The following is a 24,654-nucleotide window of genomic DNA, read 5'->3' on the forward strand; positions in this document are numbered from 1 at the left end:
CTCACCAAAGCTTGTGGTCAACGGCGTATTGCATATGCCACGAACAAAGGGCCACCTCTTTGGTCCTGCGATCGGCCATAAGCCATTTGCTATATGCTCCCATACCCTAGAGCTTCGGCAATATTTCTTGCTCGGCTCGTGTGACATCCTCAGCGAAATCGATTTCAATCCAAGGCAGCCCGCCGATCTTTTCATGGCCCACCGGCACGTGCTGAAAAAAGTCCCGGAGGGCATCCTCATATTCCATGGACCAGGCCTCCCGTTCGACATGCGGCTTCAGCGATGCGACAACCTGGCCGGAATCGGCACGGCGAACTTTCAAGAATCCCACTCCTTCGCCGGCGTAGTCATAATGGAGCGGCATCTGTTTGGTCAGTGCGATGACCCGCCCTCCCTGGACCACGACCATACACTCCTCAGCCTGCTGTTTTACGTTCTCATCCATCAGCAAGCAATTTGGAGATCGTGACTCCACCAACCGGCGAAGAATCTCTCGGTGAAACAGCACGTCGGCATCCATAATAATGAGGTCGTCATCGAAGGCCGTACGGGCGATCCAGAGCGAAGAGATACTGCCGCGATGGAACTGGTCATTCACCAAATACGATACGGAGACGCCGGCATACTCCGATCCGACGGCCGCCCGAATCATCTCCTGTTTGTATCCCACCACCAACACGGCGCTTCGAACCCGCAGACCGGACAGAGCGTCGAGGTACCGATGAATCAACGAACGCCCGCCGAGTTCGATTAAACACTTGGGCCGGTGCTGGGTGACCGGCCATAGGCGCTTGCCGACGCCGGCGGCCAAAATGACCGCCTTCATGACGGGACCGCGGCGCTCTCAAGCGTTTGCTCAAAAGCCCGAAGAAAGCCCTGCACATTGTCCACCGTCAGCACGCCCATGTTGGCGATCCGGAATGTCTTTCCCTCAAGCGGCCCTTGGCCGGCATAGATAACATAGCCCTGTTCTTTCAACCGATCATGGAGCGTCTGGTACGAGAGGCCCGCCGGCATATGAAAACAGGTGATCGTATTGGACTGCAGCTCCGGGGGCAGCATGGGCTTGATACCGAGCGCACGCAACCGCTCCCGAATCATGGACGAGACTTTCTTATACCGATTTATACGATTCGCCACTCCTTCTTCCAGCAGTTCATCGAGCGCCTCTTCAAATGCATAGTAGACCTGTACCGCGGGCGTGAACGGCACCGTGCCGCGGCCTTGGTCGTCGACGTAATGGGTCAGATGCATATACCAGGATCGCTTGGGATACAGCCGCATCCGCTCCAAAAATCCTTTGCGGATCAGCACGAATGCGGCACCAGGAAATCCCTGAATGCATTTGCCCGCCGTACCAGCCACCATATAGATGTGCGACCCGGGGATGTCGAGGGCCTCTCCCGCTAATCCGCTCACGGAGTCCAACACACAGACCCGGTTTTGGCTATCCACGACATCGGCAAGTTCCTTGACATTATTGATCAAGCCCGTGGTCGTTTCGTGATGCACCAGGGCCACTGCGTGGACCTCGGGATGCTGGCGCAAGGCCAGCCGCAATCGTTCGGGGTCGAGCCTGGTCGACCAATCAAGCTTCAGCTCGGAGACCCCGAGTCGATGCAGGCCGATCATATTCGAAATCCGCTCGCCATAGACTCCGTTGTTGATCACCATCATCCGTTTGCCGTGAGGCAGGCAGGACATAACAGCAGCTTCCACCGCCGCCGTTCCGGAACCAGTGAGGACGACCGCCACATAGTCGGATTCCGCCCCCGGCACAAAGGCTCGGAGCAGTTTGTGTTGGATGCGATGGAGAAGTTCGGAAAATTCAGACTCGCGATGGCAAATGTCCGGGCGTTGAAGAGCGCCCCGCACTCGTTCGCTCACGTTCACCGGACCGGGGTTGAGTAAAATCATGAATGTACCTCGTCGTTCGTAATCGCGGATAAAAAGCGATTTCGTACTTGTTGCGTTCGTGAGCCGGAGACCGGCCGGATCGACAATCAGCAATTCATCCGTTGAGCTATGAACGAAGCGTATGAGCTGCGAACGGCGCGATCACTCGATGGCTTTCATGAACCGTTGCGTGATCTCCGGCGGCTCAAGCAGGACGCGCCCGGCGTCCTCGGCCAGCTCGTTCACCTTGATGAGCAACATGCTGGGCCCGTCTTTCTTGAGCAGATCTTTGAATTCGTAGACAATGTCCTCGCGCTCTCGCACTCGCTCCACATTCACGTACCCCGCCGCTTTGGCTACTTGCTCCAACCGGACGACGTTGGAAATGGTCGGCTGATTGCCGGTGCTGCCGTACACTTCATTATCAAAGACCACATGAATGAAGTTCTTCGGTTGAAGCGACCCGACCGTGGCCAACGTGCCCATTCCCATCAGCACGTTGCCGTCGCCGTCGAAGACCACGACCCGCTTGGCCGGCTTGGAGAGGGCGACGCCCAATCCGATCGCAGCGGCTACCCCCATGGACCCGATCATGTAGAAATGCGTCGGCCGATCGGCGATCTTAAAGGCTTCCCGTGAAGGAAACCCATTGCAAATAATAACCGGCTCGTCGCTTAACAATTCGAGAATCGCGGCCATCGCCTGCGCGCGGCTCTGCATGGTGCCTTGTTCCGGTCTCATGGGTGTAGCCCCTTGATGACTCCTTTTTTGATGATCAGGGCCGCGGGAATCCGCTGTTTCATGAACGTCTCCCCGAGCCACTTCAGATCGTCATGGAGACTCTGTTCCGACAGGGTGCGGTGTGGAATTTTCATGGTATCGAGCACTTGCGGCATCGTCTCCCCCATGACAAGATGCTCCGGCGCGTCCTTTCCCTGATACCCGCGCCAGGATACGATCATTACGCAGGGCTGCCGGTAAATAAGATTCAAGGAAATCAATGTATTGAGGGACGTGCCCAGCCCGGAATTCTGCATGAGCACGGCCGGAATTTTCCCGGCCATGTAGGCGCCCGCCGCCATCGCCATCGCTTCATCCTCCCGGACGGCCGGCGTATAGACTTTCCGCGTCATAAGCTCCGCGATAATACCGCCGAGCATCGAATCCGGAACCCCGGTAAAAAAGTTGACCCCCATGTCTTGCAGGGCCTGAACAAATACATCGCTCTCGATCATAGAATGTCCTGTCACCATGTGGACTGAAGAGCAAAAAGAATCCGCATTATAGCCAAGGCGTCACGACATACTCAAGGATTGATGACCGGTTGCCTTATCAATCCACCCATGCTAGCGTGGCGGCATGACGGCGAAGACGATGGCGGCTCGGCTTCGTTTATTTCCTGCCCGGTCCACTCACCACGCCCTCTTAATTGTCTTATTCGCCTTCATAGCATCGGCCTTGGTGACCGCGTTTGACGCGAGTCCGGCCGGCGCAACGACCATGAGCCATGATCCGAATGGATTTCATGGCATTCTATGGGGGTCCCCACTAAACGAGACGCAGTTTTCGGTATCCCATCCGGGAACCCGTATCAGCGACTATCGCCTCAAGGATGGACGGTCGCGCTTCGCGGATACGGACGTGGACAGCATTATGTTTTCCACCGTGGATAATCAATTCGCTCGGGTCACGATTCGCTATCGCGGCGAAAACACCCATAAAAAAGTCCTCGCCTATCTCGAACACACATACGGAGAAATCGACCGCCTGCCTGGGCAAATGACGCGCGGACTCAATCAGCAATATAATTGGCGGGGGCCTGAGACCGAAATCAATCTGACCTACGAAGGAAATCTGGAACGAGGATATATTTTCATCGAAAGCCGAACGCTCTCTCCGCGGTTCAACGACGGGTTGACTGACACGGGCGGCTGACATGATCTCCACCTCCGGTGGACGAACGGTTCTGCTTCGACCGGCTCAGGCGGCTGGCGCTCTCCTCTTGTTGCCCTTTACCATTTCGCTTGCGCTCGCAGTTCCCATGGAGCATGACCCCAACGGATTCGAGGGTCTCCCTTGGGGTGCCACCTGCAACAACTCCGAAACCTTCGTGAAAATCGAGAGTGCCGGCTGGATCGAAACATACGAACTCACAACTCGGCCGCCCGCTCTCGGCCCAATCACCGTGGACCAGATTCGATTTATGACGGTGGACGGCAAACTCGCGCGTGTGGCGGTGCGCTACCACGGCAAAAGCTCGCACAATCGTATCCTCGTCTACCTACAGCAACAGTTTGGTCATCTGGACCATCGACCGGGGCAAATCGCGGCAGGCACCGTGAAACTCTTCGACTGGCGAGGACTGGACACCGAGATCATTCTTCGCTACGAGAATCGTACGGACGAAGGCATCATTTTTTTCGAAAGCCAAACTTTCCGCGCCAAGCTGCTGGAAGGCGACTCCGGCTCGCTCTTTTAACGCAGAATTTTCTCGCACGACCTCGCACGAGCCCCGCCGTCAAAACTGTTCTTGACAACTCGGTTGAGACTTTCGCATCATGCCGAGCCATGCATAACGCGACCAAACTGCGACACATGCTCCAACAACCCGGCATTATTAAAGCCGTCGGCGCTCATGACGCGCTCAGCGCCAAGCTGATCGAGCGGGCAGGGTTCGACGCCATCTGGGCCAGCGGCTTCGCAATCTCCGCGTCGCTCAAATGCATTCCGGACGCAAGCTTTATCACTTCCAGCGAACAACTAGAGGTCGAGCGCAATATCGCGGAGGCGGTCTCGATTCCGATCATCGCTGATTGCGACACAGGATATGGCAACGCGCTGAATGTCATGCGCACGGTCAATGACCGCGAGCGGGCCGGTGTTGCGGCCATCTGCATCGAGGACAACGTGTACCCCAAGCGGTGCAGCTTCTACGCCGGAGTCCGGCGGGAATTGATCCCGGTTGAGGAACATTGCGGGAAAATCCAAGCGGCCAAGGCCGCTCAGACCATTCCTGACTTCGTGGTCATCGCCAGGACCGAGGCGCTCATCGCCGGCTGGGGCCAGGAGGAGGCGCTCACCCGTGCCAAAGCCTATGCGGATGCCGGCGCGGATGCCGTGCTCATTCACTCGAAATCTTCGACCTTCGATGAACTGAGAACCGTGGCCAAAGCCTGGTCCGGCCGTGTCCCGCTGGTCGTCGTTCCCACCATCTTTGACCAGGTCACGGCGGCGGAACTGGAGGAGGCGGGCTTCAAGATTGTGATCTACGCCAACCAAATGGTCCGGGCCAGCATCAGGGCTATGCGCGACGCCTTGACCGTCATCAAGAAAGATACCCGCCCCGGTTCGGTGAACGATCAGATCGTGAAGTTGAAAGAGGTCTATGACATCGTCGGCGTGCCGCAGATGGAGCAGGACGAGCGGAAGTTTCTCCCCATGGGAAGCGAACAAATCACCGCCATCATCGCCGCGGCCGGTTTTGAGAAGCAGTTATTGCCGTTGATCGAAGACAAACCGAAATGCCTGCTTGATATTAAGGGGAAGACGATTCTCGAACGGCAGGTCACCGCTCTGAACGATTGCAACATCAAGGAGATCGCGCTGGTCCGCGGCTATAAAAAAGAGGCGATTACCCTGCCAAACATCCGCTATTACGATAATGATCGCTACGAAGAGACGGGCGAGCTCTTCTCCCTGTTCTGTGCGGAGAACGAGATGAAGGGCCGCACAATCGTCCTCTATGGCGATATCATTTTCGAGACGGCGGTCTTAGAAAAACTTCTGAAGAGTCCGGCCGACATCACGTTGGTGGTCGATTTGGCCTGGTCCGACACCCCCGAAAAGGGGCAGGAACGGCATCTGCAGCCTGATCTGGTGAAGCTGGATCCTCCACCCGGCAAGAATTATTTGGCTCGGTTCATCATGCCGGAGGGGGAGACGACGGTCACGCGGATCGGTCAGAATATTCCGTTGGACCAAGCCCATGGCGAGTTCATCGGGATGGCAATGTTCTCCGACAAGGGTGCGCGGGCCTTCACCGAGTGCTATCACGCCTCGCTGGCCAAATATAAGGCCAAAGGGTTCCACGAAGCCGGCGAATTCATGAAAGCCTCACTGCCCGATCTCATTCAAGAATTGATCGATACCGGCGTGACGGTCCAAGCTGTGCCTATCTACAAAGGCTGGATGGAAGTCGATTCCTTCGAGGAATACCAGAAAGCCTGGGCCAAGATTCGCAGTTAGCTCCAGTCTTCCCTGTCTCGGCCCGTTTTCCCCCAAATCGGTTCACCGCTCATTCCTTAAGGCTGTCCCCGCCTGACGCCCTACCTGCCCAGGAAGGCGACTCTTCCCTAATTCTTGTGATTTTTCGCCCCTGCGTGGTACGCTCGTGAGTAACCACTCACTCACTGCCGGATTGCGATGCCAGATCGCGCGAAGATCGCCGCGCCCACCGCCCATTTTCGTCGGATTGCGATGCCGCGTCGCAAGCAGGACGGTCCCTCCTCGGGTCGTACTCGCCAGGCCAATCTCATCGCCGCCGCCACATCCCTTTTCGCCGCACGGGGATTCCGCGGCACGACGACCAAGGAAATCGCCAAAGCCGCCGGGGTCAGCGAGGCGCTACTCTTCAAATACTTTCCGACCAAACGCGCGCTCTATGCCGCCATCCTCGCGGAAAAGGCGAATCTCAATGCGCTCGTAGGGGCGATCGATGAGGTCGCGCGCAAGCGCGATGACGAGCGGCTGTTTTCGTTGATCGCAAGTTACCGCATCCGGCCCGGCGCCGACCCCACGATGCTCCGCCTCCTGCTGTTCAGCGGGTTGGAGGGCCACGAGTTGGCCGATATGTTCTTCCGCAAGCAACACCGAGTCATTAGCGATTATCTGGCCGGTTATATCGAAACCAGGATCCAGGAAGGAGCCTTCCGTCCCGTCGATCCCTTGTTGGCCGCGCGGGCCTTCATCGGCATGGTCGTCCACCATCGCCTGCTGCACGAGATCTATCGGATTCCGATGCACCGGTCCCACGAGGACACGGTGGCCAGGTATGTGGAATTGTTTCTCCAAGGCTTGGTGCACGATCGACCACGAGGCCGGAAGGAGAGGATTCCGTGTCGCTGAATCCGGTGAGACAACATCCGCTGGTTACCTTGGGAGTCATCCTTTTCTTTGCCGTGTCCGCTCTGGTGGTTTTTCGTCTCAGCAGCGGGGCGAAAATCGACGCCCGCAAGAGCCGTGTCATCACGGTCGGCATCGCCGTGCCGATCAAGCAGGATCTGGATGTCCGGCTCACCTACACGGCCGATCTGATTCCGAATCAGTTGGTCAATATCTTCTCCCGCGTCGACGGCTACATCGCCAAGATCTATGTGGACAAGGGTGATTTGGTTCATGCGAATCAACTCTTGATCGAGATCGACCATACTGATTTCGTGCATGCCGTCAATCAAGCCAAGGCCAATCTGCTGTCCGCCCGCGCCAAGGTCGTCCAGCAGGACGCCGCCGTCCGCAATGCCAAGCTGACGTTGAATCGTATGCAAGCGCTGATCAAAGACGAGTTCGTCTCCCAGCAGGACCTCGATACGGCGCAGGTGAATTATGACGGTGCGCTGGCCCTCCAGGACTCGTTGCGGGCGCAGGTCAAACAGATGGAAGTAGCCCTCGCCCAGGCGGAGACGAATCTGGCCTATTCCTATATTCGGGCGCCGTTTGCCGGCTATGTCGCCGAGCGGAATCTGGACCCGGGCTCCTACGTGAGCGGAGCCACGGCGAGCACTTCCACCATGTCCCGCGGGATCCTGAGTCTGCACGACGTGGAAACGGTGCGCACGTTGATTGAGGTCGTGGAGAAGGATGTTCCGCTGGTGCGGATCGGCCAGCGCGCTGAAATCCGGGCGGAAGCCTATCCGAACCGGATTTTTGAAGGCACGGTGACCCGCATTGTCCAAGCCCTCAACCGGGCGACCCGAACGATGACCGTGGAGGTGGACCTACCCAACAAAGATCATCTCCTCAAAGGCGGCATGTTCGCCCGAGTCGAAGTACTCGTGGACCGGCACGTCAATGCCGTTCAGATCCCGCTCGACGCGGTCAGCCGCCTCGAAGAGTTTCAATATGTGTATGTGGTCAAAGAAGGCAAAGCCCATCAAGTGCCGGTCGAGTTGGGCAGCCGCGTGGACAATCGAGTGGAAGTGACCAAGGGCCTGGCGGGAGACGAGCAGGTCATCGTCTCGGGGAAAGACCTGGTGAGCGACGGCATGGCCGTGCAGGCGCAACCGCTGTAGAAAGTACGAGTCAATCACCCAATCCTTTCGTATGTGGCTGACCCTTCTCGCGCTCAGGAACCGCATCGGCATTTTGATGCTGTCGCTGGCCATGGTCGTGTTGGGCATCGCGTCCCTGCAACGGCTCCCGGTCGATCTCTTTCCCAATATTCAAGTCCCCGTCGCCTTTGTCGGTGTGATTTATAAAGGCGCGCCGCCGCTCGACATCGAACAGAGCGTGGTCTACCCCATCGAGAAGGCCGTCAGCTCCGCTTCCAACGTGGAGCATGTGGAATCATTCTCAAAGCAAGGCATCGGGGCGGTGCAGGTCTGGTTCAACTGGGGCGCCGATATCAATGTCGGCCAAATGGAGGTGATGCAGCGCATCACGCAGATCCTCAACAGTCTGCCGCCCGGCATTCTGCAGCCGTTCATCGTCAAGTTTGATGTCTCCAACATCCCCGTCGCCTTCGTCACTGTCGCCGGCAGCGACTTGGATGAGCGGGCTCTGTACGATCTGGCCTTCAATACGATCGCGCCGCAAATCGAGCAAATCGCCAACGTGGCGGCGGCAACGGTCGAAGGAGGCAAGGTCCGGCAGATCAACATCAACCTCGACCCGGCTCTGCTTCAGGCGAGGGGACTTTCCATCCTCGACGTGGTGAAGGCGGTCAAAGCCGCGAACCTGATCCTGCCGTCCGGAGACATCAAGGCCGGCAATCTGGATTACAACGTGTTTACGAACAATCAATTCAAGACGGTCGAGCCGATCGCGGATGTGGTCGTCAAGATCGATCCCCGCGGGAACCCTGTCAGAGTGCGCGATCTGGCGACCGTGACCGACTCGTCCGACATCCAGACAAATATCGTGCGGACCGACGGCAAACGGTCCGTCTACCTGCGCGTCAACAAACAACCGATCGCCAATACGGTCGAGGTAGTCGATGCCCTGCGGAAGGCCTTGCCCCAAATGATCGGCATCCCGCCCGGCGTTCAATTGGGCATCTCGTTCGATCAATCCCTGTATATCCGGCAGTCGATTCAAAACCTGATCGAGCAGGCGCTCCACGGTTCGCTCTTGGCGGCGGCCGTGATCCTGATCTTCCTACGGAACCTCACGAGCACATTGATCATCTCCGTGGCGATTCCCTTGTCCATCCTCGTCACCTTTATCGTCCTGTACTTCACCGGGCAGACACTGAATGTCTTCACGCTCGGTGGACTGGCCCTCGGTATCGGCCGGCTCGTAGACGACTCGATCGTGGAATTGGAAAACATTCAACGGCATCTGAACGAGGACCGCAACCGATGGACCGCCATCGTAAACGCAGCGCGCGAAGTGGCCATGCCGATCTTTGCTTCCACAGTGACGACCGTCGTGGTGTTTCTACCCATTTTCTTTGTCGTCGGCATCGCCCGTCTCTTGCTGATCCCGCTGACCCTCACGATCGCGATTGCCTTGTTCACCTCCTTCTTTGTGTCGCGCACTGTGACGCCGGCCCTGTGCTATAAATTCCTCAAGCCCGAGCAAGAAGCCCAGCGCTCCATGCCCGCCTGGTTCGTCCGCATCATGGAATGGAGCCGTCGGCGATATGAGGCGTTCGATCAAAGTTATGAACAAAGCCTGGAGTGGATTCTGCGGCACCGGCGCGTGCTGGTCGTCGGTGTCATCGTGATCTTCGCCGGATCGGTCGCGCTCGTCCCGCTGTTGGGCAGCGAGTTCCTGCCCGTCTCGGACGAAAGCCAATTCCGGATCGTCCTCCGGGCGCCGGTGGGACAGCGGGTTGAGAAAACTGAACAGCAGGTCGCGGCGGTCGAGCGGGTATTGCGCGAAAATATCCCGCCCCACGAACTCGATACGATCGTCTCGAGCACCGGAGTTCTGGCCCAAGGTCGTTCGTCGCTCTTCAATCCCAACACCGGACCGCACACGTCGGTCATCTCGGTTTATTTGACGCCCCCCGCCAAGCGGAAACGGACCCAGGTGGATGTCATGAACGAGGTGCGTCCTAAGATCATCCGACTTTTTCCCGGCGTCGCGATGTTTTTCGATCCGGGCGGGCTGGTGAAGCGTGTCACCAGTTTCGGGTCGCAGAAATCGGTCGATGTCGAAATCTACGGCTACGACTTCGAAAAAGCCCGCGCGGTGATCGCACAAGTCCAGGAGGTGATGCACAAGACGGAGGGCCTGGCCGATATCGAGGTCAGCCGAGAGGAGAATTACCCGGAGGTCAACGTCGTGGTGGACCGCGAGAAGGCGGCGCTCTTGGGCATCAGCGAAACCGATGTCGCCATCGCCGTACTCTATTCCTTGAACGGCAACGGGCAGACCGATCCGATTATCTACACCGATCCACAGAACGGAAATGAATATTACATCAGCGCCTGGCTCGCCGAAGAGCATCGAAAGGACCTGAGCGATCTTGAAAATATTCTGCTGACGACGAAGGCCGGCGAGCCAGTCCTGCTCAGAAACGTCGCGTCATTGAAGCTGAACGCGGGCCCGGTGAAGATCGAGCGAAAATATTTTCAGCGGGTGGTGCATATCACGGCGAACCCCGTGAACCGCGACCTCGGGTCCATCGCCACCGACCTCGAAGAAGGCTTTGCCAAGCTTCAGATGCCGCCCGGATTCAGCATCCGGCTGGCCGGGCAGATCCAGCAGCAGCGCGAAACCTTCGCGGGACTCATTTTCGCCAGCATCCTCGCACTGATCCTGGTCTACATGGTCATGGCGGCGCAGTTCAAATCGCTGGTGGATCCGTTCATCATCATGTTCTCGGTACCCATGGGCATCCCAGGCGTGATCCTCATCCTGTTCCTGACGGGGACGACCTTGTCCACTACGTCGATGATGGGAGTGATCATGATGCTCGGCATCGTTGTCTCGAACGGCGTCTTGCTGGTGGACTATACGAATGTGCTGAGGCGGAGAGGTTTGCCGTTACGGGAAGCCGTGGTCACGGCGGCCAGGACGAGGCTCCGGCCGATCCTGATGACCTCGTTTGCCACCGTCGTCGGATTGTTTCCGATGGCGCTGGGCCTCGGGACCGGAGGAGAAACCAACGCGCCGCTCGCGCGGGCCGTGGTGGGAGGGCTGACGGTTTCGACCCTGCTGACGCTCTTTCTCGTGCCGACCGTCTATATGATTCTGGAGGAACGATTCCCGCGGCCGGCCAAAGAATTGATCGACCAGGAGACAGGAGCGCTGGCCGCACAACAGGCCTGACAATCCAAATCAAATTGGATGGAATGCCTCTGTCGTTCCCGCGCAACCGGGAATTCATGTGGTCTCGAAATAGCGATGGAAAGTTTTAAGACTCCCGTATCCGGGAATGACGAGACAAGGGCCCTTGCTCCCCGTGTTAGCGCCGTAAGCTCGGGAACAGCGATCCCAACTGCAACGCCAACCCCATGTCTCCGCTGATGCGGAGCCGGCCCGACATGGCGACGGCCGGGCCATTCAATTGCCCATTCAGGACCCGTACGCAGTCTTCTCCCGAGAGCGACAGGGTGACGTGCGGCTCAGGATGCGAACCACGCGTCACCCGGCAGGACCCGTCATTAATCAGCACATAGTACTGTCCCCCCTGTGCCCCGCTTAGGTCGAACTGATACACAGCATCCATTCCTTCGGCGGCTTCGGGATCGAACTTTCCCGGCAACAACCGAAAGAAATCTTCGACTGTTTTTTCTTTATGTTCGTCCATCACGTGTGGAGACAGTATACGCCCTGGTCGTTGATCTTGTTCAATATCGCAGCAGCCCCGTATGGGTGGACCGGCGCGCACCGAAGAACGTTTTGGAAAACTCCTCCACGACGGCGGGATCATACCCTTTGCAGCTGAAAATATCGAGATAGGCGCTGTTCGTATCGTTGGCAAAGTGCCCGCTGATCAGAGAAGTCTGAATCAGCTGAACCATGCTGTACCCCGCTACCCGCCCTTCGCCGAAATGCACTACTTGGCAGGCGCCGTATCGCGTCATCCCAATCAACGCGCACAATTCAATGACATAGCGTTCAATGTATTTGGCATCGCGGATCCGATCGGGATCGCAATCTTGAAGGTCAACCGAGGTGAGCAGTCCCCAGGCTTTCCCTGATCCAACCGAGTCTTCGTGGATCGTGGGCTGGGAGAGCCTGGCTAAGGATGACGAGATGTCGTCGGACGTGGCGCTGTCGGCGTTGTGCATGGGATTGTGCATCCTTTCTGTGGTGAAGGGTGGTTGTAGGATTCATGAACCGCACTATACTCAAGGCTCCCCGGACTGTCCACTTTTTCAATGATCGGCTCATTGACAAATTCACGGAGGCTTGGCGAGAATGCCAGCCATGGATGATCAGCCGGCCAATAGACAGACGCCAGTGGGGACGCCCCAAGCCGATATTCCCGACCGGCTCTGCACCTGGTGCAAAGTCCCGATGAGAAAGCGGCTCGTGGCCGGCGGCCAATTCATCCATTACACTTGCCCGAAATGCATCTTCCAGCACACCACCAAAGCGGCGAAGCCCCCTGCGGAGTAACGCGTCACTCGTCATAATACTTCTCTCGATGGATCGGGCAGAGCCCTTTCCCGCTTAGAACTGCCGTCACATCCTTGATCATCCCGCCATTGCCGCAGAGGTAGACCGACAAATTCTTGACCAAAGCAATCGCTTTCTCAATGAAGGTCGTGACCCTCCCTGCGAACCCCATCCAGCCCGGCTCGGGGCGAGACAGCGTGATCACGTAGGAGAAGCGTGGGTGCGCCTGTTGAAGGCCGGCCAATTCGGATTGATAATAAAGGTCCCGCTGCGAGCGCAGTCCCCAGATCAACGTCACCTGCCTGGCTGAGTCACGTGCCAACTCCGCCAGCAGCATGGAGCGAAGCGGCGCGATGCCGCTCCCCGTCGCCACTAACAGGAGGTCGCGACCGTCGTCCCGAAGATAAAATGATCCAGCCGGGCCTTTGAACTGCGTCTTGTCTCCTTCGCGTAAGCCGTAGAGATAGGTCGAGCCCGGCCCCCCGGTCACGAGGTTGAAGACAAGGATCACGCGATCCGATTGGCTTGGCGGCGAGGCGATCGAGTAGGGCCTGGTCACGAAGGGAAACCGGCCGCTTGACGGAACCTCAAAGGAGATGAACTGGCCGGCCTTGAATTGAATGTCGCGCGGCTCAATGAGCCGCAACTCGACCTCCCGCACATCGTGCGTCAAATCTCTGATACGGGCGACTTCTGCGTGAAAGAGTTCCATCCGGGGCTTGCCCGTCCTCCTTTGCTTCACCATACCATGGACGATGGCCAATAGCAGATGGCTGATGGCGTATAGCTCCAGCACGGATGAAAGATGTTTCTTTGGCTTGCCCGGAGGCCAGAAGCTGTATGCATTGGCCACCGGTTCCGCTAATAGAGGATAGTCGTGGGTGTTTGCGATGGCAGCTCGGTTTCGACCGTGAAACGGATCCGGCCGAACACCCGGCCATCCTCCGCCTCGATATCCACCCGCCAGTCGCCCGGAGATAGTCCTTGTTTGACGCTGTAGGCGCGATATCCGCCTTCGCGACCTCCCTGGATTCGGATCGGAATGCGGTCAACCGGGGAGAACGGCGCATTCTTGTCTCCCCTGTGATACCAATGGTGAAAAACCGTGGTTTCCAGCATCACCGGCGCGAAGACCGCCGTAAAGCAATAAATCGGTTCGTCGGCGGGAAACGGATCGTCGGAGTATTTGAAGAACTGAAACCATCGCTTCTGATAGACCAATTCGAATTTTTCTCCGGCTTTTCGGACCTCATGGAAGACCCCGCCGAATTTCATGGAGAGCGGCACGGGGGGAATCCAGTTCATGAAGTATAAAACAACGACTAGGCCGAGCACGCCGAACGCCGGGGCGGCGGCCAACGCGGCCTCCCGCCGGGACGAGTCCGGCCGGCCTCGATAGAGCCAATCCACCACCCGCCAGGTCACCACGCCGCTCAAGGCCACGCCGACCAGAAACACCACCTTATTCATCGATCCGGTCATGACGGGGAGAAAAAACGTGAAGAATGAACAGGACACCAGCGCATAGAGCCCGAGCAAGAGTTGTAGATTCGTGAGCCGGTCCCGTAGAAATTCGTTTCCCACCAGCAGGCCGACCAGCAGACAGAAAAAGACCGCCGTACCGGTCAACGAGGCGCTTTTCCAATAAAAAATGGCATACGCGCTGAAGAGACTGCCCAGAAAGAACTGAATTCCCATGGGAGCGTAGGGACGGATCTGCAGCAACAGGCGTTCCAGCGGAGATTTGGTCTGTTCCAACTCTTCCGGGCCGACGGCGCCCGTGCCCAATCGTCCCGTCAACACGATCAGAAAACCAAGGAGTGAGAGGTAGAGAAGTAAAACCAGGTTGTCCCGCAGGCGGTCGATTCTTGTGAGCATGATGGAGTCATAGGTCACACCGGCGAAGAAGAACAGCGGGGGCAAGAACGGTTGCCCGAGCACCGCCTGAAATTTCGGATGTCGCCACACATTGGAGGGTCGCCACATGGGGGCTAGGTTTCAGGAGAAACGTGAGAATGTCAAACGAAGAAATGAAAGATAATATCAGCTGCTGTAGAGATCGGAAGCCTTGGCTGACGAAGGCGAATCGGCGCACGGACACGCGTCGGTCTGACGCGGACTCGCTGTGCTGCTGTGGGGAGTCAGCGAGCGGTATGCTTTCACGCCGCACAGCCTCGACTAGCTGCTGTAGCGTGCGAAAGACCGGGTGCGCTTCCCCCCAGCCCCCGCATCAGAATGTGGAGGTTTCCGATCCGCCGAGGGCGGTCGGACCTCCCTCGGTCTTTCGCTCGACACATCAGCATGTCTCGGCCGCAAAGGCGCGAAGCACACCGCCCGCCGCCCCAGTGGAAAGAATAACAGCGCCGCAGTTACATCCCTTCGCGCATCCGTTCCAGCCAAGGCGAGAAAGGGTGCTGAAGCCTCAACTCAAGAGAACCCACGGGTGTAACAAATGGGAAGCCAACATCCAGTCAGACGAACGGCGGGAGCGGCGCATACCTGGCCGGGTGGCCGAGCAGGCGCTCTACCCAGCTATCCATCAATTCTTCCGGAAGCGGCGCGCAGTTGAGGCGGACCTCCAACTGAAAGCTCTGCCCGCTTCCGACGACGCCGATGATGGCCGACGCCTCCTCTCCGTCCGGAAGCAACTCCTGGGTGTGAAACTCGCACAGGGTCGCGTACAACCGCCCCTGTGGTTGAATCGCTTCGAGAACTTCCGGCAACTCGTCGAGCAGGCAGTGGACGGAACAGCGATAGGCATAGGTTGCGCCGGCCTGGACCGTTTCGAATTCTTTGAGCGCCGCCTCGTCGAAGCCGGTCAGGTAGGTGCGCACGTTGGCGAGCTGCGGCCCGAAGGTCGAGGCCAGCTTGCTGGCCGGTACAAGAAATTCGTAGGCGTCCGAAGAATTGTACTCAAATTGGCAGGGGCCGAACGCATCCGGCCATGAACAGAAAAATGGAGTCGCCTCGTCGGCCGGCTTCAACACGACGCTGCCCCGTTCGACACCGGTCTCGACGGGGAGATCCAAGGTCGTGATGGCTTCCAGAAATGCGGCGCGGCGCTCTTCCACCCAGCCGTCCCGCTGGTCATCCGCCCGGTGTTCGCCTGGTGTCACCACGTCGCGGGTATTGAGACGGACGCGAATGAACGCATGTGCGTGCCGGAAGCCGACCCACAGCATGCTGGCCGGATGATGGAACCGCAGGGGCCCGCGGATTCTCCACGGGTGGCTGATCGAACAGTAGGTGCCGACGTCTTGATGGCGCCGGTACACCGTATGATATCCCCCGGCCAGCAGAAAGAAGTCTCCTTGCCACTGTTCCCGCACATGGATCAACGTGACATCCTCGGTCGCCCAGGGATCGAGCTGATCGAAATCCTCCGGAGCCTTGACGGACCACTCTTCGACATAGCAGATCACATCCTTCGCGGGATGCACGGGTTTGAGCCCAAGCGCAGCCAGACGCTCGCCGACGGCGAGGATTTCTCTGAACTGAAGTGGTGTGGTCGTTTCCCAGCGACGTTCCCGCATGGTGGCTCCGTGGTCCAATGGACGACGCGCCGAGCATTGGATCACCGTACTGACTTTATCGTCCCGTCTTCAATCTTCGTATCGCTCACAAAGCGGTCGAAGCCGTCCTTCAGAACCAGCCCGACCAATTTCTTCACGTCATCATGCTCGAACCAAAACACCGTCTGAGTGAGCGCGCCTTCGACGCTCCTCGTCGTCACGCTGCCGTCCTTGAGATTGGACGCTTTGATCAGCATTTTGCATTCGGTGGTGATGACCGTGGAAAAAAACCGGCTTTTTGCGTTGGCCGCCAATTCCAAGACTTCCCCCGTGACCAGAATATCCGCACCCGAGACCGCCACGCCGCTCTGCACGACCCTGGCATCCCATCCGCGCCGTTGCCAACCTTGCTGGCGCAGAGTCTCCGCCATCGTCTCGGCTGCGGTATCTCCCACTTTCCCACCCGCGACGTTGAAGTAGGTCACACCGCCCCCCAGATGAGTCCGATAGCCGAGCCTGCTCTGATCCGCCCGCCGGTCCTCGAAGGGTTCGATCACGATCTTCACCGGATCGGACGCCAACGCTTGCGCCGGCGGCAGCTTCGGTACGACATCGAGGGACACCATTTGACCGCTCCCGGCGCAGCCGGCCAGAAGAACCAGCACGGCCGGCAACCACGCCATGAGCCTTCGTCCACACACCGCTGATAGTCTCACGCCCACCTCCATAACCATTTGGTTGAGTTCGTTATGATAAAAGGACCCCCAGTCTACCTAACTTGACGAGGGGCTGACAATTCATTGTCGGCCAGGAATCAGCTGGTGAGTCAGCCCACAGATCCTGTGCCGCAATAGCATGGCATTACTCGTCCAAATTCCTAAGGTGGTGTGACAATGGGAAGGACGCTGCGGAAGGTGTCCCGGCCGATGTCCGGCAGGCTGTCTTGGAGCCGGTCGAAGTCCGCAATCGGAACAAACCGCAGGATCTTCATAAAGGATCGTTCGGCAATGACCGCCCCGATCCGCGCCTTGCGGTCGTGAGAGAGGGGCAAGGTGTAGCCTTCTCCTCGTTTCCACTCCCAAAAGTGGGATGCCAAGGACATTTCCAGGTCGCGTCCCGCCACCATGTGAAACCGATCGATGAGATTGCGCTTGTAGTCTTTGAGCTGCGCGCCTTCGAGCAACAACGCAAACGTCAGATGATGGCCCCACCAGAACAGGGAGCGGAAACTGAATGTATTGCCTCCGCTGAAGTGTTTGGGATAGTCCAGATACTGATAGGGACATTGTTCGAGGTGCTCGCCCTTCACGAATTGGCAGTTGACCGAGTTGAAGCCCGGCGGCGCGAGCAGCGCGGTCCTAGCCATCTCTTCCCGCAACCCCTCATGCAAGCGACCCAGCAGGTCCCGGACTTTCCGCATGATTACGGCCTTGGCGCGGAAGAACTCCGCATTCTCCATCAAGGCCAATTCGTCGGGGGTGAACCGTTGGAGAGCCATGCGAGGAATCAGATCTGCGTGAACGGGACCTGTTGTCCGATCAGCACGCCGCGGCAATGACCGGCCGACATTCTCACCATGCGGCTATTTCTGGCGGGTTTCACAGGAGGCAATACGGAGGTCAAAGACACGCCGGCATTGGGCGCATCGCAATCCCATGGTGTCATGCAGGACATTCATCTCCCTGATCGACACGGCGCCCGCATGTTCGACGATGCAACGGTCTAGCACGAGCGGAGCCTCATCGCCGGTCGTCCGGACGGGACTATCCGGCGCATCCATCACGATCGAGACTCGGGCGACGATCGAGTTGATCATGACATGGTGGGCCATCCGGCAGGAACTGCACGTGAAGACCAGTTTGTTCTGATTCTCAAACCGCTTCAGCGTCACACAGAGCGGATGCACGGCGAAACACTGCTGTACGAAGGCTCCGCTGTGAAATACTTGAGTCATGACAACCCGCTCTGCGGCGTCACTCGGATAGTTTGCGTCACACGGCCGGCGGGGTAACCCGGTCGCATTGACCGACCACCTTAGAACTTGATCAGAACCAGCATGACCAGGATGCCGGCTGCATAGGGGATGAGACAGGAATACAAGACGGCGTGAAGCGCCCGTTCATGCGAGGCGGCTCGGGCACGCTGTTCTTTATACACGAACTCATAGGCCAGGATCGCAAGCGTTAGGGTCAAGGCAAAGACCCGGCTGCTTCGTGGCCATCCGTACTGCCCGCTCACGATAAAGTTGGCGGTGAAGAACCCGCTCGACAACGAAATCAGCGGCGCCAGCACATAGAGGACGGTTTGGGCGAAAGCGCTATGCCAGGCCGGGCGGGCGGAGCGATGCTCGGGCCTCGCCAGGACGCTCATGACCCGACCGCCACGTCCGGTGAAGAGGCCGGCTGAGCGGCACCAACTTTCGCGCCGGTGCGGGCTTTCTGACAGGTCAGGCAGACTCGGGGGCGCTGCTTGAGAAATTTTACTTTGCCGCTGGCTAGACAACTGTAATGCACAAATTCATCGCAGACCGTGCAACGAGACCAACCGCCACGCAGCATGGTCTTGTCTCGGTAGAGACCTTCCTTGCAGACCTTGCATCGCCGGGGTTCGATCCCCAGCAACATGGGCTCCCAGTCGCCGCCGGCTTTTCGAATACTCATCAGCGGAAGTATAGCGAAGGGTCTCGCGGAAATACAAGCCGGCCAACGGTGGCCTGCCAGGTTCAGCGCCTGTTCCAGCAAAGCAATCGCATAGATTTGATGCGGCAATTTCGATAGACTTCGTCTCGGCAGGCTTTCGACTCTATGTTCCAGTTTCGAATTCCCGTGGTATTCCCATGCAGCGCAGACTACAGATTGTCAATGAGCTTGAACAAAGCGGTGCGATGAGTCGATATGCGATAGGCGGCGCGATGAGGGCGACTTTTTACATAGAGCCGCTGCTGACCTTCGACCTGGATATTTTCGTGCTGCTGCCGCGGACCACCGGCGGCCTGTTGACGCTTACAGGACTCTAGGTTTCCGATCCGCCAAGGGCGGTCGGACCTCGGTCTTTCGCTCGACACATCAGCGAATGCACCGCGAGCTCACCGACTCGCGCCCGTGCGCAAATGGGAGGCGATTTATTCATCGCCTCGCGCACCTCGGCCGCAAAGGCGCGAAGCACACCGCCCGCCGGCAAAAAAGCCCAATCAGGCGGCATACTCCTTCCCTTATTCCTATAAGCCAGCAAAAACGGCACAAACCCACACCGCGAATGAGAACTTTAACCCTGTTCTGTTTCTTCGCGAGCGCGGCACGCACGATATCCTTGTGGTCGAAGTGAAGGCAGAGGGGGATGATTCAAATCGAAACCGGGCCAAGTGTCGCGACGGCCTTCGGCACTTTGAAGTCCTGAACGACAGGCTTGTGAAGATGAAAGAGCCATGGCGGTATCACTTCTATTTCCTTTCGCCTGGAGATTACACTCATTTCTTTGAAAAAATACGCGATGGGAAATATGCGGGCTGGAAGTCCGGATTGATGTAAGAATTGATTAAGTCATCTAGCTAATGGCAGTCAGGTATTCGGAGCGCGTTTACGGCCGAGCCATGCATACAATCCAGTTCTAGCCTTGGCTGGAACGGATGCGCACAGAGGTTTGGACGTGGTCTCATCACTCGTCAGCAAGAGGCGAACGGACAGCGGAGCGTCCTTGCGGGCGAGCCATGCTGATGTGTGAGGCGGGAAACCGCGCGAGGCCCGACTGTCGAAGGCAGATCGGAATCCCCCATTCTCTGGAATGGGGGTTGGGGGGAGCCGCAGCCGGATTGCCGGCCACTACAGCAGCACGGCGAGTCCGCATTAGACCGACACGTCCGTTCGCCGATTTACCGTTCGTCAGCCAAGGTCCGACGCCGCTTGCACCCGACCATATATCGCTCACCCCAAGTATTCCTATGCGCCTTTAACCGACTCACTTGCTGTCCCGATCAAACCCGATGCGCCGTTTGGGTTCGTCGGGAAGCGGTTGAAGGAGCGGCAGCAATTTCTCATACACATCCACCAGCGCCGAATCGTGCTCAAGCAAGGTCTTATCGATTTCGGTCAAGCGTTTCAGAATCGCCTGATTGGCGGCAACATGCTCGCGCAAGCGCACGAAGGCGCGGATGACAAACACGCTCATGTGTACGGCCCGCTCGCTACGCAAGATGTTCGCCGCCATCAATGCACCGTGCTCAGTAAATGCCCATGGGCGATACACTGCACCACGATGGCGGCTGGAACTGGTCGCAAATTGCGACCAGTTCGGATTATCTTCCATTGATTCAATGGGTTGTAAATTTGAGGCCGCGAGCTGCGACCTCAAATTATTGAGTTCGGCCTTGGTGAGCTGGAATGCAAAATCATGCGGAAACCGTTGGTGATTCCGCTTGAACGCTTCGTTGAAGCGCTTTGTGGGCACGCCATAGAGTCGCGCCAAGTCCGCATCAAGAATCACGCGTTGGTTTCTAATGACGACAATTAGCGGTTCCACCGATTCATGCGCGCCGGATTTCTTACGAGAAGACATATGCGAAGTCTCTTATCGATCAAATTTGCCGAGGAATACCCTTATTCACAGGACGAAATCAACGCGAGCGCTCGGAAAGTCCCTCACGCGCGGTTTGACACCCCTCAAATTCTTTTGCTACTCTCGCGCGGATATGAACGGTACGGATTTTCACTCACTCCAAACTCAACAGACATGAGCCCTCTCAGCCAAGCTCCTCCATCCCGCATGGACATCAAGGAATACCTGGAACAAAAACGGGAAGCCGTGGACGGCTATTTGCTCTCAGTCATCCCGGCTGCTGATACGCCTCCGACGACGCTGCACGAAAGCATGCGCTACAGCCTCTTTGCCGGAGGCAAACGGGTCCGGCCCATCCTGGCCATCGCCGCCGCAGAAGCCGTCGGTGATCCCGGCGCCGCGATCCTCCCGATCGCCTCCTCGCTCGAACTGATCCATACTTATTCGTTGATCCATGATGATTTGCCGTCCATGGATAATGATGATTTCCGCCGCGGGAAACCGACCAACCACAAAGTCTATGGCGAAGCCATGGCGATTCTGGCGGGAGACGCCTTGCTGACCATGGCATTTGAGTTGTGCAGCCAGACCGGAGCATTGGACGTCCTTGACTCGGCACGGCAAGTGCGGCTGATCCAGGAACTCGCCGTCGGCTCCGGCAATCGCGGCATGGTCGGCGGGCAGGTGTTGGACATTCAGTCCGAGAATAAAGACATCGATCTCGCGACGCTGCAATCGATCCACAGGCATAAGACCGGCATGCTGATCCGGGCGGCGGTCCGCATGGGAGCCCTCACCGCGGGCGCAACCGAAAGTCAGCTAGGCAAGTTGACCGCCTACGCCGAAGATATCGGCCTGGCATTTCAAATCGCCGATGATGTGTTGAATGTAACCGGCACGCGGGAGGAATTGGGCAAGAATCCCAATACGGACGCACAGCGCGGAAAGAAAACCTACCCGACGTTTTACGGCGTGGACGGGGCGAAACGGCTGGCCGACGACTGCGTGAGCCGGGCCGTGACCCGGTTGTCTGAATTTGGCCACTCCGCCGATCCGCTCCGCGAACTCGCTCGATACATCACGTCACGGAAGAATTGACGATTTAGTGATTTGGCGAGTGAGAGATTGAGCGGATCCCTCCTGCAGGCTCATTTCGCCAAATCGCGAAATCATTAGATCACTAAGTCATGAAGGCTCTCGTCACCGGCGCCTCCGGATTCATCGGTGGAGCGGTCGTCCGCGCACTTGTCGCGTCCGGCGTCCATGTGCGTGTCACTGCCAGGCCGGGCAACGATATGCGGCATCTCACCGGCGTGGCGATGGAACGGGTCGAGGGAGACCTGCGGAACAAGGAGTCCCTGCTTCGTGCGCTGACTGGATGCGGACAGCTGTACCATGTTGCTGCGCATTATGCGCTCTGGGCCCAAGATCCGTCGATTTTTTACGACGTGAACGTGGCCGGCACGCGCAATCTGTTGGAAGCCGCGCGCGAGGCCGGCATCGAGCGAACCGTCTATTGCAGCACCATCGGCGCGATCGGTTTACCTCCCGGCGGGGGACTCGGGACGGAAACAACGCCGGTTTCGCTGGATCAAATGGCCGGTCACTACAAGCGGTCAAAATATCTTGCCGAACAGGAAGTATTGAAGCTCGCGCGGGAGGGGCTTCCGGTGGTCATCGTCAATCCGAGCGCGCCGGTCGGCGCCGGTGACGTGAAGCCGACCCCGACCGGCCAGGTCATCGTTGATTTCATGAAGGGCCGGATGCCGGCGTATATTGAAACCGGCATGAATCTGGTCGATGTGGATGACGTGGCGGCCGGGCATCTCCTCGCTATGGAGAACGGGCGGCTCGGGGAACGCTATATTCTCGGCAACCGGAATCTCTTGCTGCGTGAAGTCTTCGAGATCCTGAGCCGGCTCACCGGCGTGAAAGCCCCGGCACTCAAGTTGCCCCGCCTCGCGATTCTCCCGCTCGCCTATGTGAACGAATGGATGTCGTCGTGCACGGGCAAACAGCCGCGCATTCCCCTCGAAGGGGTCCGCATGGCGAAGTATAAGATGCATTATGATTGCAGCAAGGCAATCAAGGAGCTGGGCCTCCCGCAAACACCGGTCGAAACGGCCCTTGAAAAAGCCGTGCAGTGGTTCCGCGACCACGGCTACGCGTAATCGAATGAGGAATGTGGAATGAGAAATTTGGAATGTGAATCTTGCGAAGTGATTGATTATACGTGTCTAAATTATCGGGGCATGGAGAGAACGATGACTTCTGACTCGGAGTTCTCAGCCGGGTCAGAAGACATTCCTCATTCCTCATTTCTCATTCCTCATTGATGGAATTCTTTTCTCTCTTCCTGAAAACTATCCTCCTCCGCTCGTACGTCTTCATCTTCCTCGCCGCGTTTCTTTTCTCGGCGATCAAATTGCTCGGCTGGCCCAGGACCTGGCGGTTCTGGTTCATCAGTTGGATCACCGCCTTCGTCTGCGAATTTTCCTCAACGCGAACCGGCATCCCGTTCGGCTGGTACCACTACACCGGCTCCACCGTCGGCCAGGAACTCTATATTTCGAATATTCCGTTCATGTCCTCCCTGTCGTTCTCCTTTCTGCTCTACGCGAGCTATTGCCTAGCCCTGACGCTTCTCCTTCCCATGGAAAAGCCGAGCGGCCTCTCCGGTTCCCGCGGGCTGCCGAGGCTTGCACTCGATGCCGCCTCGCGCACCTCATGGTCGGTTGCGGCGCTGACGGTACTGTTCTTCGTGATGATTGATATGGTGATCGACCCGGTTGCCCTGCGAGGCGACCGATGGTTCCTCGGCAAGATTTATTACTATCCTGAGCCGGGCGTCCATTATGGCGTGCCGATCGCAAACTATATCGGCTGGGCCGTGGTCGGAACGCTGTCACTACTCATATACAATCCGCTGGACCGGCGGCTTGCCGATCCGATTCAGCCCCATCGCCCATCAAAGACCGGCATCCTCCTGCTCGGCTGCGGACTCTACTATGGAGTGTTGGTGTTCAATCTTACCGTAACCTTTTGGATCGGGGAATCGTTGCAAGGCATAACGGGCCTGCTGTTATATCTCCCAATTACTCTATTGCTCGCCTTGCGCCTGCTCCGGCAGTGGCCGGCACAAGCTATCGCGCGCTGACCCACAGCGGCATTGTTCTTGCCGAATCCGACTGTGGCATTGAACTGAATGAGACGGTATAGTGAAACAGCGCGTTGCCTAAGGCCTGCGGCGAATATTTTGCCCGGTACACTCTCACGGAAGGCGGGACATGCGGAAATTTGTTGGATTCATCGTGATCCTCTTCCTGCTGTTCCTCGGCTTACTGGGCTGGTTCGGCTATCAATCTTTTTCGACCGGATTCAGCGCCAAAGCCGAGCCGAACTGGCTCGAGGTTTTAGTCGCGCGACAACTTCGCTATCTGGCGATCCCGCTGGAGAATCGTAACCTGCGCAATCCGGTACCTCTCACACCGGACGTGATGAAGGAGGCCCGCGGGCATTTTGCCGACCACTGCGCCTCCTGCCATGCCAACGACGGCAGCGGCCAAACGAAAATGGGGAAGAATTTCTATCCCAAGACTCCGGACCTGAGATTGAGCGATACTCAAGACATGTCCGACGGTGAGATGTTCTTCATCATCCAAAACGGGATCCGCTTTACCGGGATGCCGGCCTGGGGCACCGGCGATCCATCGGAAGATACGGATAGTTGGAAGTTGGTGCACTTCATCCGGCATCTTCCCAGAATCACCCAGGAGGAACTGGCGGAAATGAAGACCCTGAACCCTAAAACGAAACATGAGCTGGAGGAAGAAGAGGCCAAAGAACGATTCCTCCGAGGCGAGGACGAAGGACCCGCTGCGCCTTCGAGCCATCGCCATTAAAT

26 protein-coding genes and 1 pseudogene are annotated in these 24,654 nt (G+C 57.8%); 12 read left to right on the top strand and 15 right to left on the bottom strand.

Annotated features, from left to right (window positions below):
- Positions 1–106 precede the first annotated feature (106 nt).
- The 4 genes from ACWGXE_RS19020 to ACWGXE_RS19035 all read right to left on the bottom strand — a co-directional run bounded on the left by ACWGXE_RS19020 (position 107) and on the right by ACWGXE_RS19035 (position 3,131).
- Entirely contained in the window at positions 107–826 is a 720-nt protein-coding gene (locus ACWGXE_RS19020; RefSeq protein ID WP_447599641.1) for a phosphocholine cytidylyltransferase family protein, read from the bottom strand.
- Positions 823–1,917, bottom strand: a complete 1,095-nt coding sequence (locus ACWGXE_RS19025; protein ID WP_447599642.1) for a pyridoxal-phosphate-dependent aminotransferase family protein — start codon at positions 1,915–1,917, stop codon at positions 823–825. Before ACWGXE_RS19025 ends, ACWGXE_RS19020 begins: the two co-directional genes overlap by 4 nt.
- A gap of 141 nt (positions 1,918–2,058) precedes the next feature.
- Positions 2,059–2,637 (bottom strand): thiamine pyrophosphate-dependent enzyme, encoded by a 579-nt coding sequence (locus tag ACWGXE_RS19030; protein ID WP_447599643.1) that lies wholly within the window; start codon positions 2,635–2,637, stop codon positions 2,059–2,061.
- On the bottom strand, positions 2,634–3,131 hold the full coding sequence (locus ACWGXE_RS19035; RefSeq protein ID WP_447599644.1) for a thiamine pyrophosphate-binding protein: 498 nt from the start codon (positions 3,129–3,131) through the stop codon (positions 2,634–2,636). Before ACWGXE_RS19035 ends, ACWGXE_RS19030 begins: the two co-directional genes overlap by 4 nt.
- A 124-nt stretch (positions 3,132–3,255) precedes the next feature.
- On the opposite strand from ACWGXE_RS19035, the gene ACWGXE_RS19040 reads away from it, so the two are divergent.
- The 6 genes from ACWGXE_RS19040 (at position 3,256) to ACWGXE_RS19065 (ending at position 11,391) form a co-directional block, all read left to right on the top strand.
- A complete protein-coding gene (locus ACWGXE_RS19040) occupies positions 3,256–3,831 on the top strand; it encodes a hypothetical protein (RefSeq protein ID WP_447599645.1) in 576 nt (191 codons plus the stop codon).
- Position 3,832: 1 nt separating this feature from the next.
- Complete coding sequence (locus ACWGXE_RS19045; RefSeq protein WP_447599646.1) at positions 3,833–4,375, top strand: hypothetical protein; 543 nt, start codon at positions 3,833–3,835, stop codon at positions 4,373–4,375.
- A gap of 89 nt (positions 4,376–4,464) precedes the next feature.
- Positions 4,465–6,141, top strand: coding sequence for an isocitrate lyase/phosphoenolpyruvate mutase family protein (locus ACWGXE_RS19050; protein WP_447599647.1), 1,677 nt, complete (start codon positions 4,465–4,467; stop codon positions 6,139–6,141).
- A gap of 177 nt (positions 6,142–6,318) precedes the next feature.
- On the top strand, positions 6,319–7,020 hold the full coding sequence (locus tag ACWGXE_RS19055) for a TetR/AcrR family transcriptional regulator (RefSeq protein WP_447599648.1): 702 nt from the start codon (positions 6,319–6,321) through the stop codon (positions 7,018–7,020).
- Positions 7,011–8,183: an efflux RND transporter periplasmic adaptor subunit gene (locus tag ACWGXE_RS19060; protein WP_447599649.1), complete on the top strand. Its 1,173-nt coding sequence runs from the start codon at positions 7,011–7,013 to the stop codon at positions 8,181–8,183. Before ACWGXE_RS19055 ends, ACWGXE_RS19060 begins: the two co-directional genes overlap by 10 nt.
- Positions 8,184–8,214: 31 nt before the next feature.
- A complete protein-coding gene (locus ACWGXE_RS19065; RefSeq protein ID WP_447599650.1) occupies positions 8,215–11,391 on the top strand; it encodes an efflux RND transporter permease subunit in 3,177 nt (1,058 codons plus the stop codon).
- A 136-nt stretch (positions 11,392–11,527) separates the two neighbouring features.
- Here the strand turns inward: ACWGXE_RS19065 and ACWGXE_RS19070 are convergent, their stop codons facing one another.
- Both ACWGXE_RS19070 and speD read right to left on the bottom strand, forming a co-directional pair.
- Positions 11,528–11,872: an SCP2 sterol-binding domain-containing protein gene (locus ACWGXE_RS19070; RefSeq protein ID WP_447603804.1), complete on the bottom strand. Its 345-nt coding sequence runs from the start codon at positions 11,870–11,872 to the stop codon at positions 11,528–11,530.
- Positions 11,873–11,912: 40 nt separating this feature from the next.
- Positions 11,913–12,257: pseudogene (gene speD, locus ACWGXE_RS19075) on the bottom strand (S-adenosylmethionine decarboxylase); the annotation flags it as partial.
- A gap of 238 nt (positions 12,258–12,495) precedes the next feature.
- On the opposite strand from speD, the gene ACWGXE_RS19080 reads away from it, so the two are divergent.
- The gene (locus tag ACWGXE_RS19080) at positions 12,496–12,687 is read left to right on the top strand and encodes a hypothetical protein (RefSeq protein ID WP_447599651.1); all 192 of its coding nucleotides are present in this window, start codon (positions 12,496–12,498) and stop codon (positions 12,685–12,687) included.
- Positions 12,688–12,691: 4 nt separating this feature from the next.
- Here the strand turns inward: ACWGXE_RS19080 and ACWGXE_RS19085 are convergent, their stop codons facing one another.
- From ACWGXE_RS19085 to ACWGXE_RS19120, 8 genes are all read right to left on the bottom strand, one after another.
- Complete coding sequence (locus ACWGXE_RS19085) at positions 12,692–13,540, bottom strand: FAD-binding oxidoreductase (RefSeq protein ID WP_447599652.1); 849 nt, start codon at positions 13,538–13,540, stop codon at positions 12,692–12,694.
- Between the two features lie 8 nt (positions 13,541–13,548).
- The gene (locus tag ACWGXE_RS19090) at positions 13,549–14,673 is read right to left on the bottom strand and encodes a DUF2914 domain-containing protein (protein ID WP_447599653.1); all 1,125 of its coding nucleotides are present in this window, start codon (positions 14,671–14,673) and stop codon (positions 13,549–13,551) included.
- Between the two features lie 485 nt (positions 14,674–15,158).
- The gene (locus tag ACWGXE_RS19095) at positions 15,159–16,220 is read right to left on the bottom strand and encodes a hypothetical protein (RefSeq protein ID WP_447599654.1); all 1,062 of its coding nucleotides are present in this window, start codon (positions 16,218–16,220) and stop codon (positions 15,159–15,161) included.
- 41 nt (positions 16,221–16,261) lie between these two features.
- On the bottom strand, positions 16,262–16,882 hold the full coding sequence (locus ACWGXE_RS19100; protein ID WP_447599655.1) for a hypothetical protein: 621 nt from the start codon (positions 16,880–16,882) through the stop codon (positions 16,262–16,264).
- Between the two features lie 194 nt (positions 16,883–17,076).
- On the bottom strand, positions 17,077–17,697 hold the full coding sequence (locus ACWGXE_RS19105) for a hypothetical protein (RefSeq protein WP_447599656.1): 621 nt from the start codon (positions 17,695–17,697) through the stop codon (positions 17,077–17,079).
- An 84-nt stretch (positions 17,698–17,781) separates the two neighbouring features.
- Complete coding sequence (locus ACWGXE_RS19110; RefSeq protein WP_447599657.1) at positions 17,782–18,153, bottom strand: hypothetical protein; 372 nt, start codon at positions 18,151–18,153, stop codon at positions 17,782–17,784.
- Positions 18,154–18,233: 80 nt separating this feature from the next.
- Positions 18,234–18,569 (bottom strand): hypothetical protein, encoded by a 336-nt coding sequence (locus ACWGXE_RS19115; protein WP_447599658.1) that lies wholly within the window; start codon positions 18,567–18,569, stop codon positions 18,234–18,236.
- Positions 18,566–18,859, bottom strand: a complete 294-nt coding sequence (locus tag ACWGXE_RS19120; protein WP_447599659.1) for a hypothetical protein — start codon at positions 18,857–18,859, stop codon at positions 18,566–18,568. The genes ACWGXE_RS19115 and ACWGXE_RS19120 overlap by 4 nt, the downstream gene beginning before the upstream one ends.
- A 441-nt stretch (positions 18,860–19,300) precedes the next feature.
- Here ACWGXE_RS19120 and ACWGXE_RS19125 point away from each other — a divergent pair, with 441 nt between their 5' ends.
- Complete coding sequence (locus ACWGXE_RS19125; RefSeq protein ID WP_447599660.1) at positions 19,301–19,726, top strand: hypothetical protein; 426 nt, start codon at positions 19,301–19,303, stop codon at positions 19,724–19,726.
- A gap of 427 nt (positions 19,727–20,153) precedes the next feature.
- Here the strand turns inward: ACWGXE_RS19125 and ACWGXE_RS19130 are convergent, their stop codons facing one another.
- On the bottom strand, positions 20,154–20,750 hold the full coding sequence (locus tag ACWGXE_RS19130) for an ORF6N domain-containing protein (RefSeq protein ID WP_447599661.1): 597 nt from the start codon (positions 20,748–20,750) through the stop codon (positions 20,154–20,156).
- Between the two features lie 207 nt (positions 20,751–20,957).
- Here ACWGXE_RS19130 and ACWGXE_RS19135 point away from each other — a divergent pair, with 207 nt between their 5' ends.
- The 4 genes from ACWGXE_RS19135 to ACWGXE_RS19150 all read left to right on the top strand — a co-directional run bounded on the left by ACWGXE_RS19135 (position 20,958) and on the right by ACWGXE_RS19150 (position 24,652).
- Complete coding sequence (locus tag ACWGXE_RS19135; RefSeq protein WP_447603806.1) at positions 20,958–21,848, top strand: polyprenyl synthetase family protein; 891 nt, start codon at positions 20,958–20,960, stop codon at positions 21,846–21,848.
- 89 nt (positions 21,849–21,937) lie between these two features.
- The gene (hpnA, locus tag ACWGXE_RS19140; RefSeq protein ID WP_447599662.1) at positions 21,938–22,921 is read left to right on the top strand and encodes a hopanoid-associated sugar epimerase; all 984 of its coding nucleotides are present in this window, start codon (positions 21,938–21,940) and stop codon (positions 22,919–22,921) included.
- A gap of 164 nt (positions 22,922–23,085) precedes the next feature.
- Complete coding sequence (locus ACWGXE_RS19145; protein WP_447599664.1) at positions 23,086–23,907, top strand: carotenoid biosynthesis protein; 822 nt, start codon at positions 23,086–23,088, stop codon at positions 23,905–23,907.
- A 130-nt stretch (positions 23,908–24,037) separates the two neighbouring features.
- Positions 24,038–24,652, top strand: coding sequence for a c-type cytochrome (locus tag ACWGXE_RS19150; protein WP_447599665.1), 615 nt, complete (start codon positions 24,038–24,040; stop codon positions 24,650–24,652).
- Positions 24,653–24,654 lie beyond the last annotated feature (2 nt).

This window comes from Nitrospira sp. Nam80 (genome assembly GCF_965152575.1).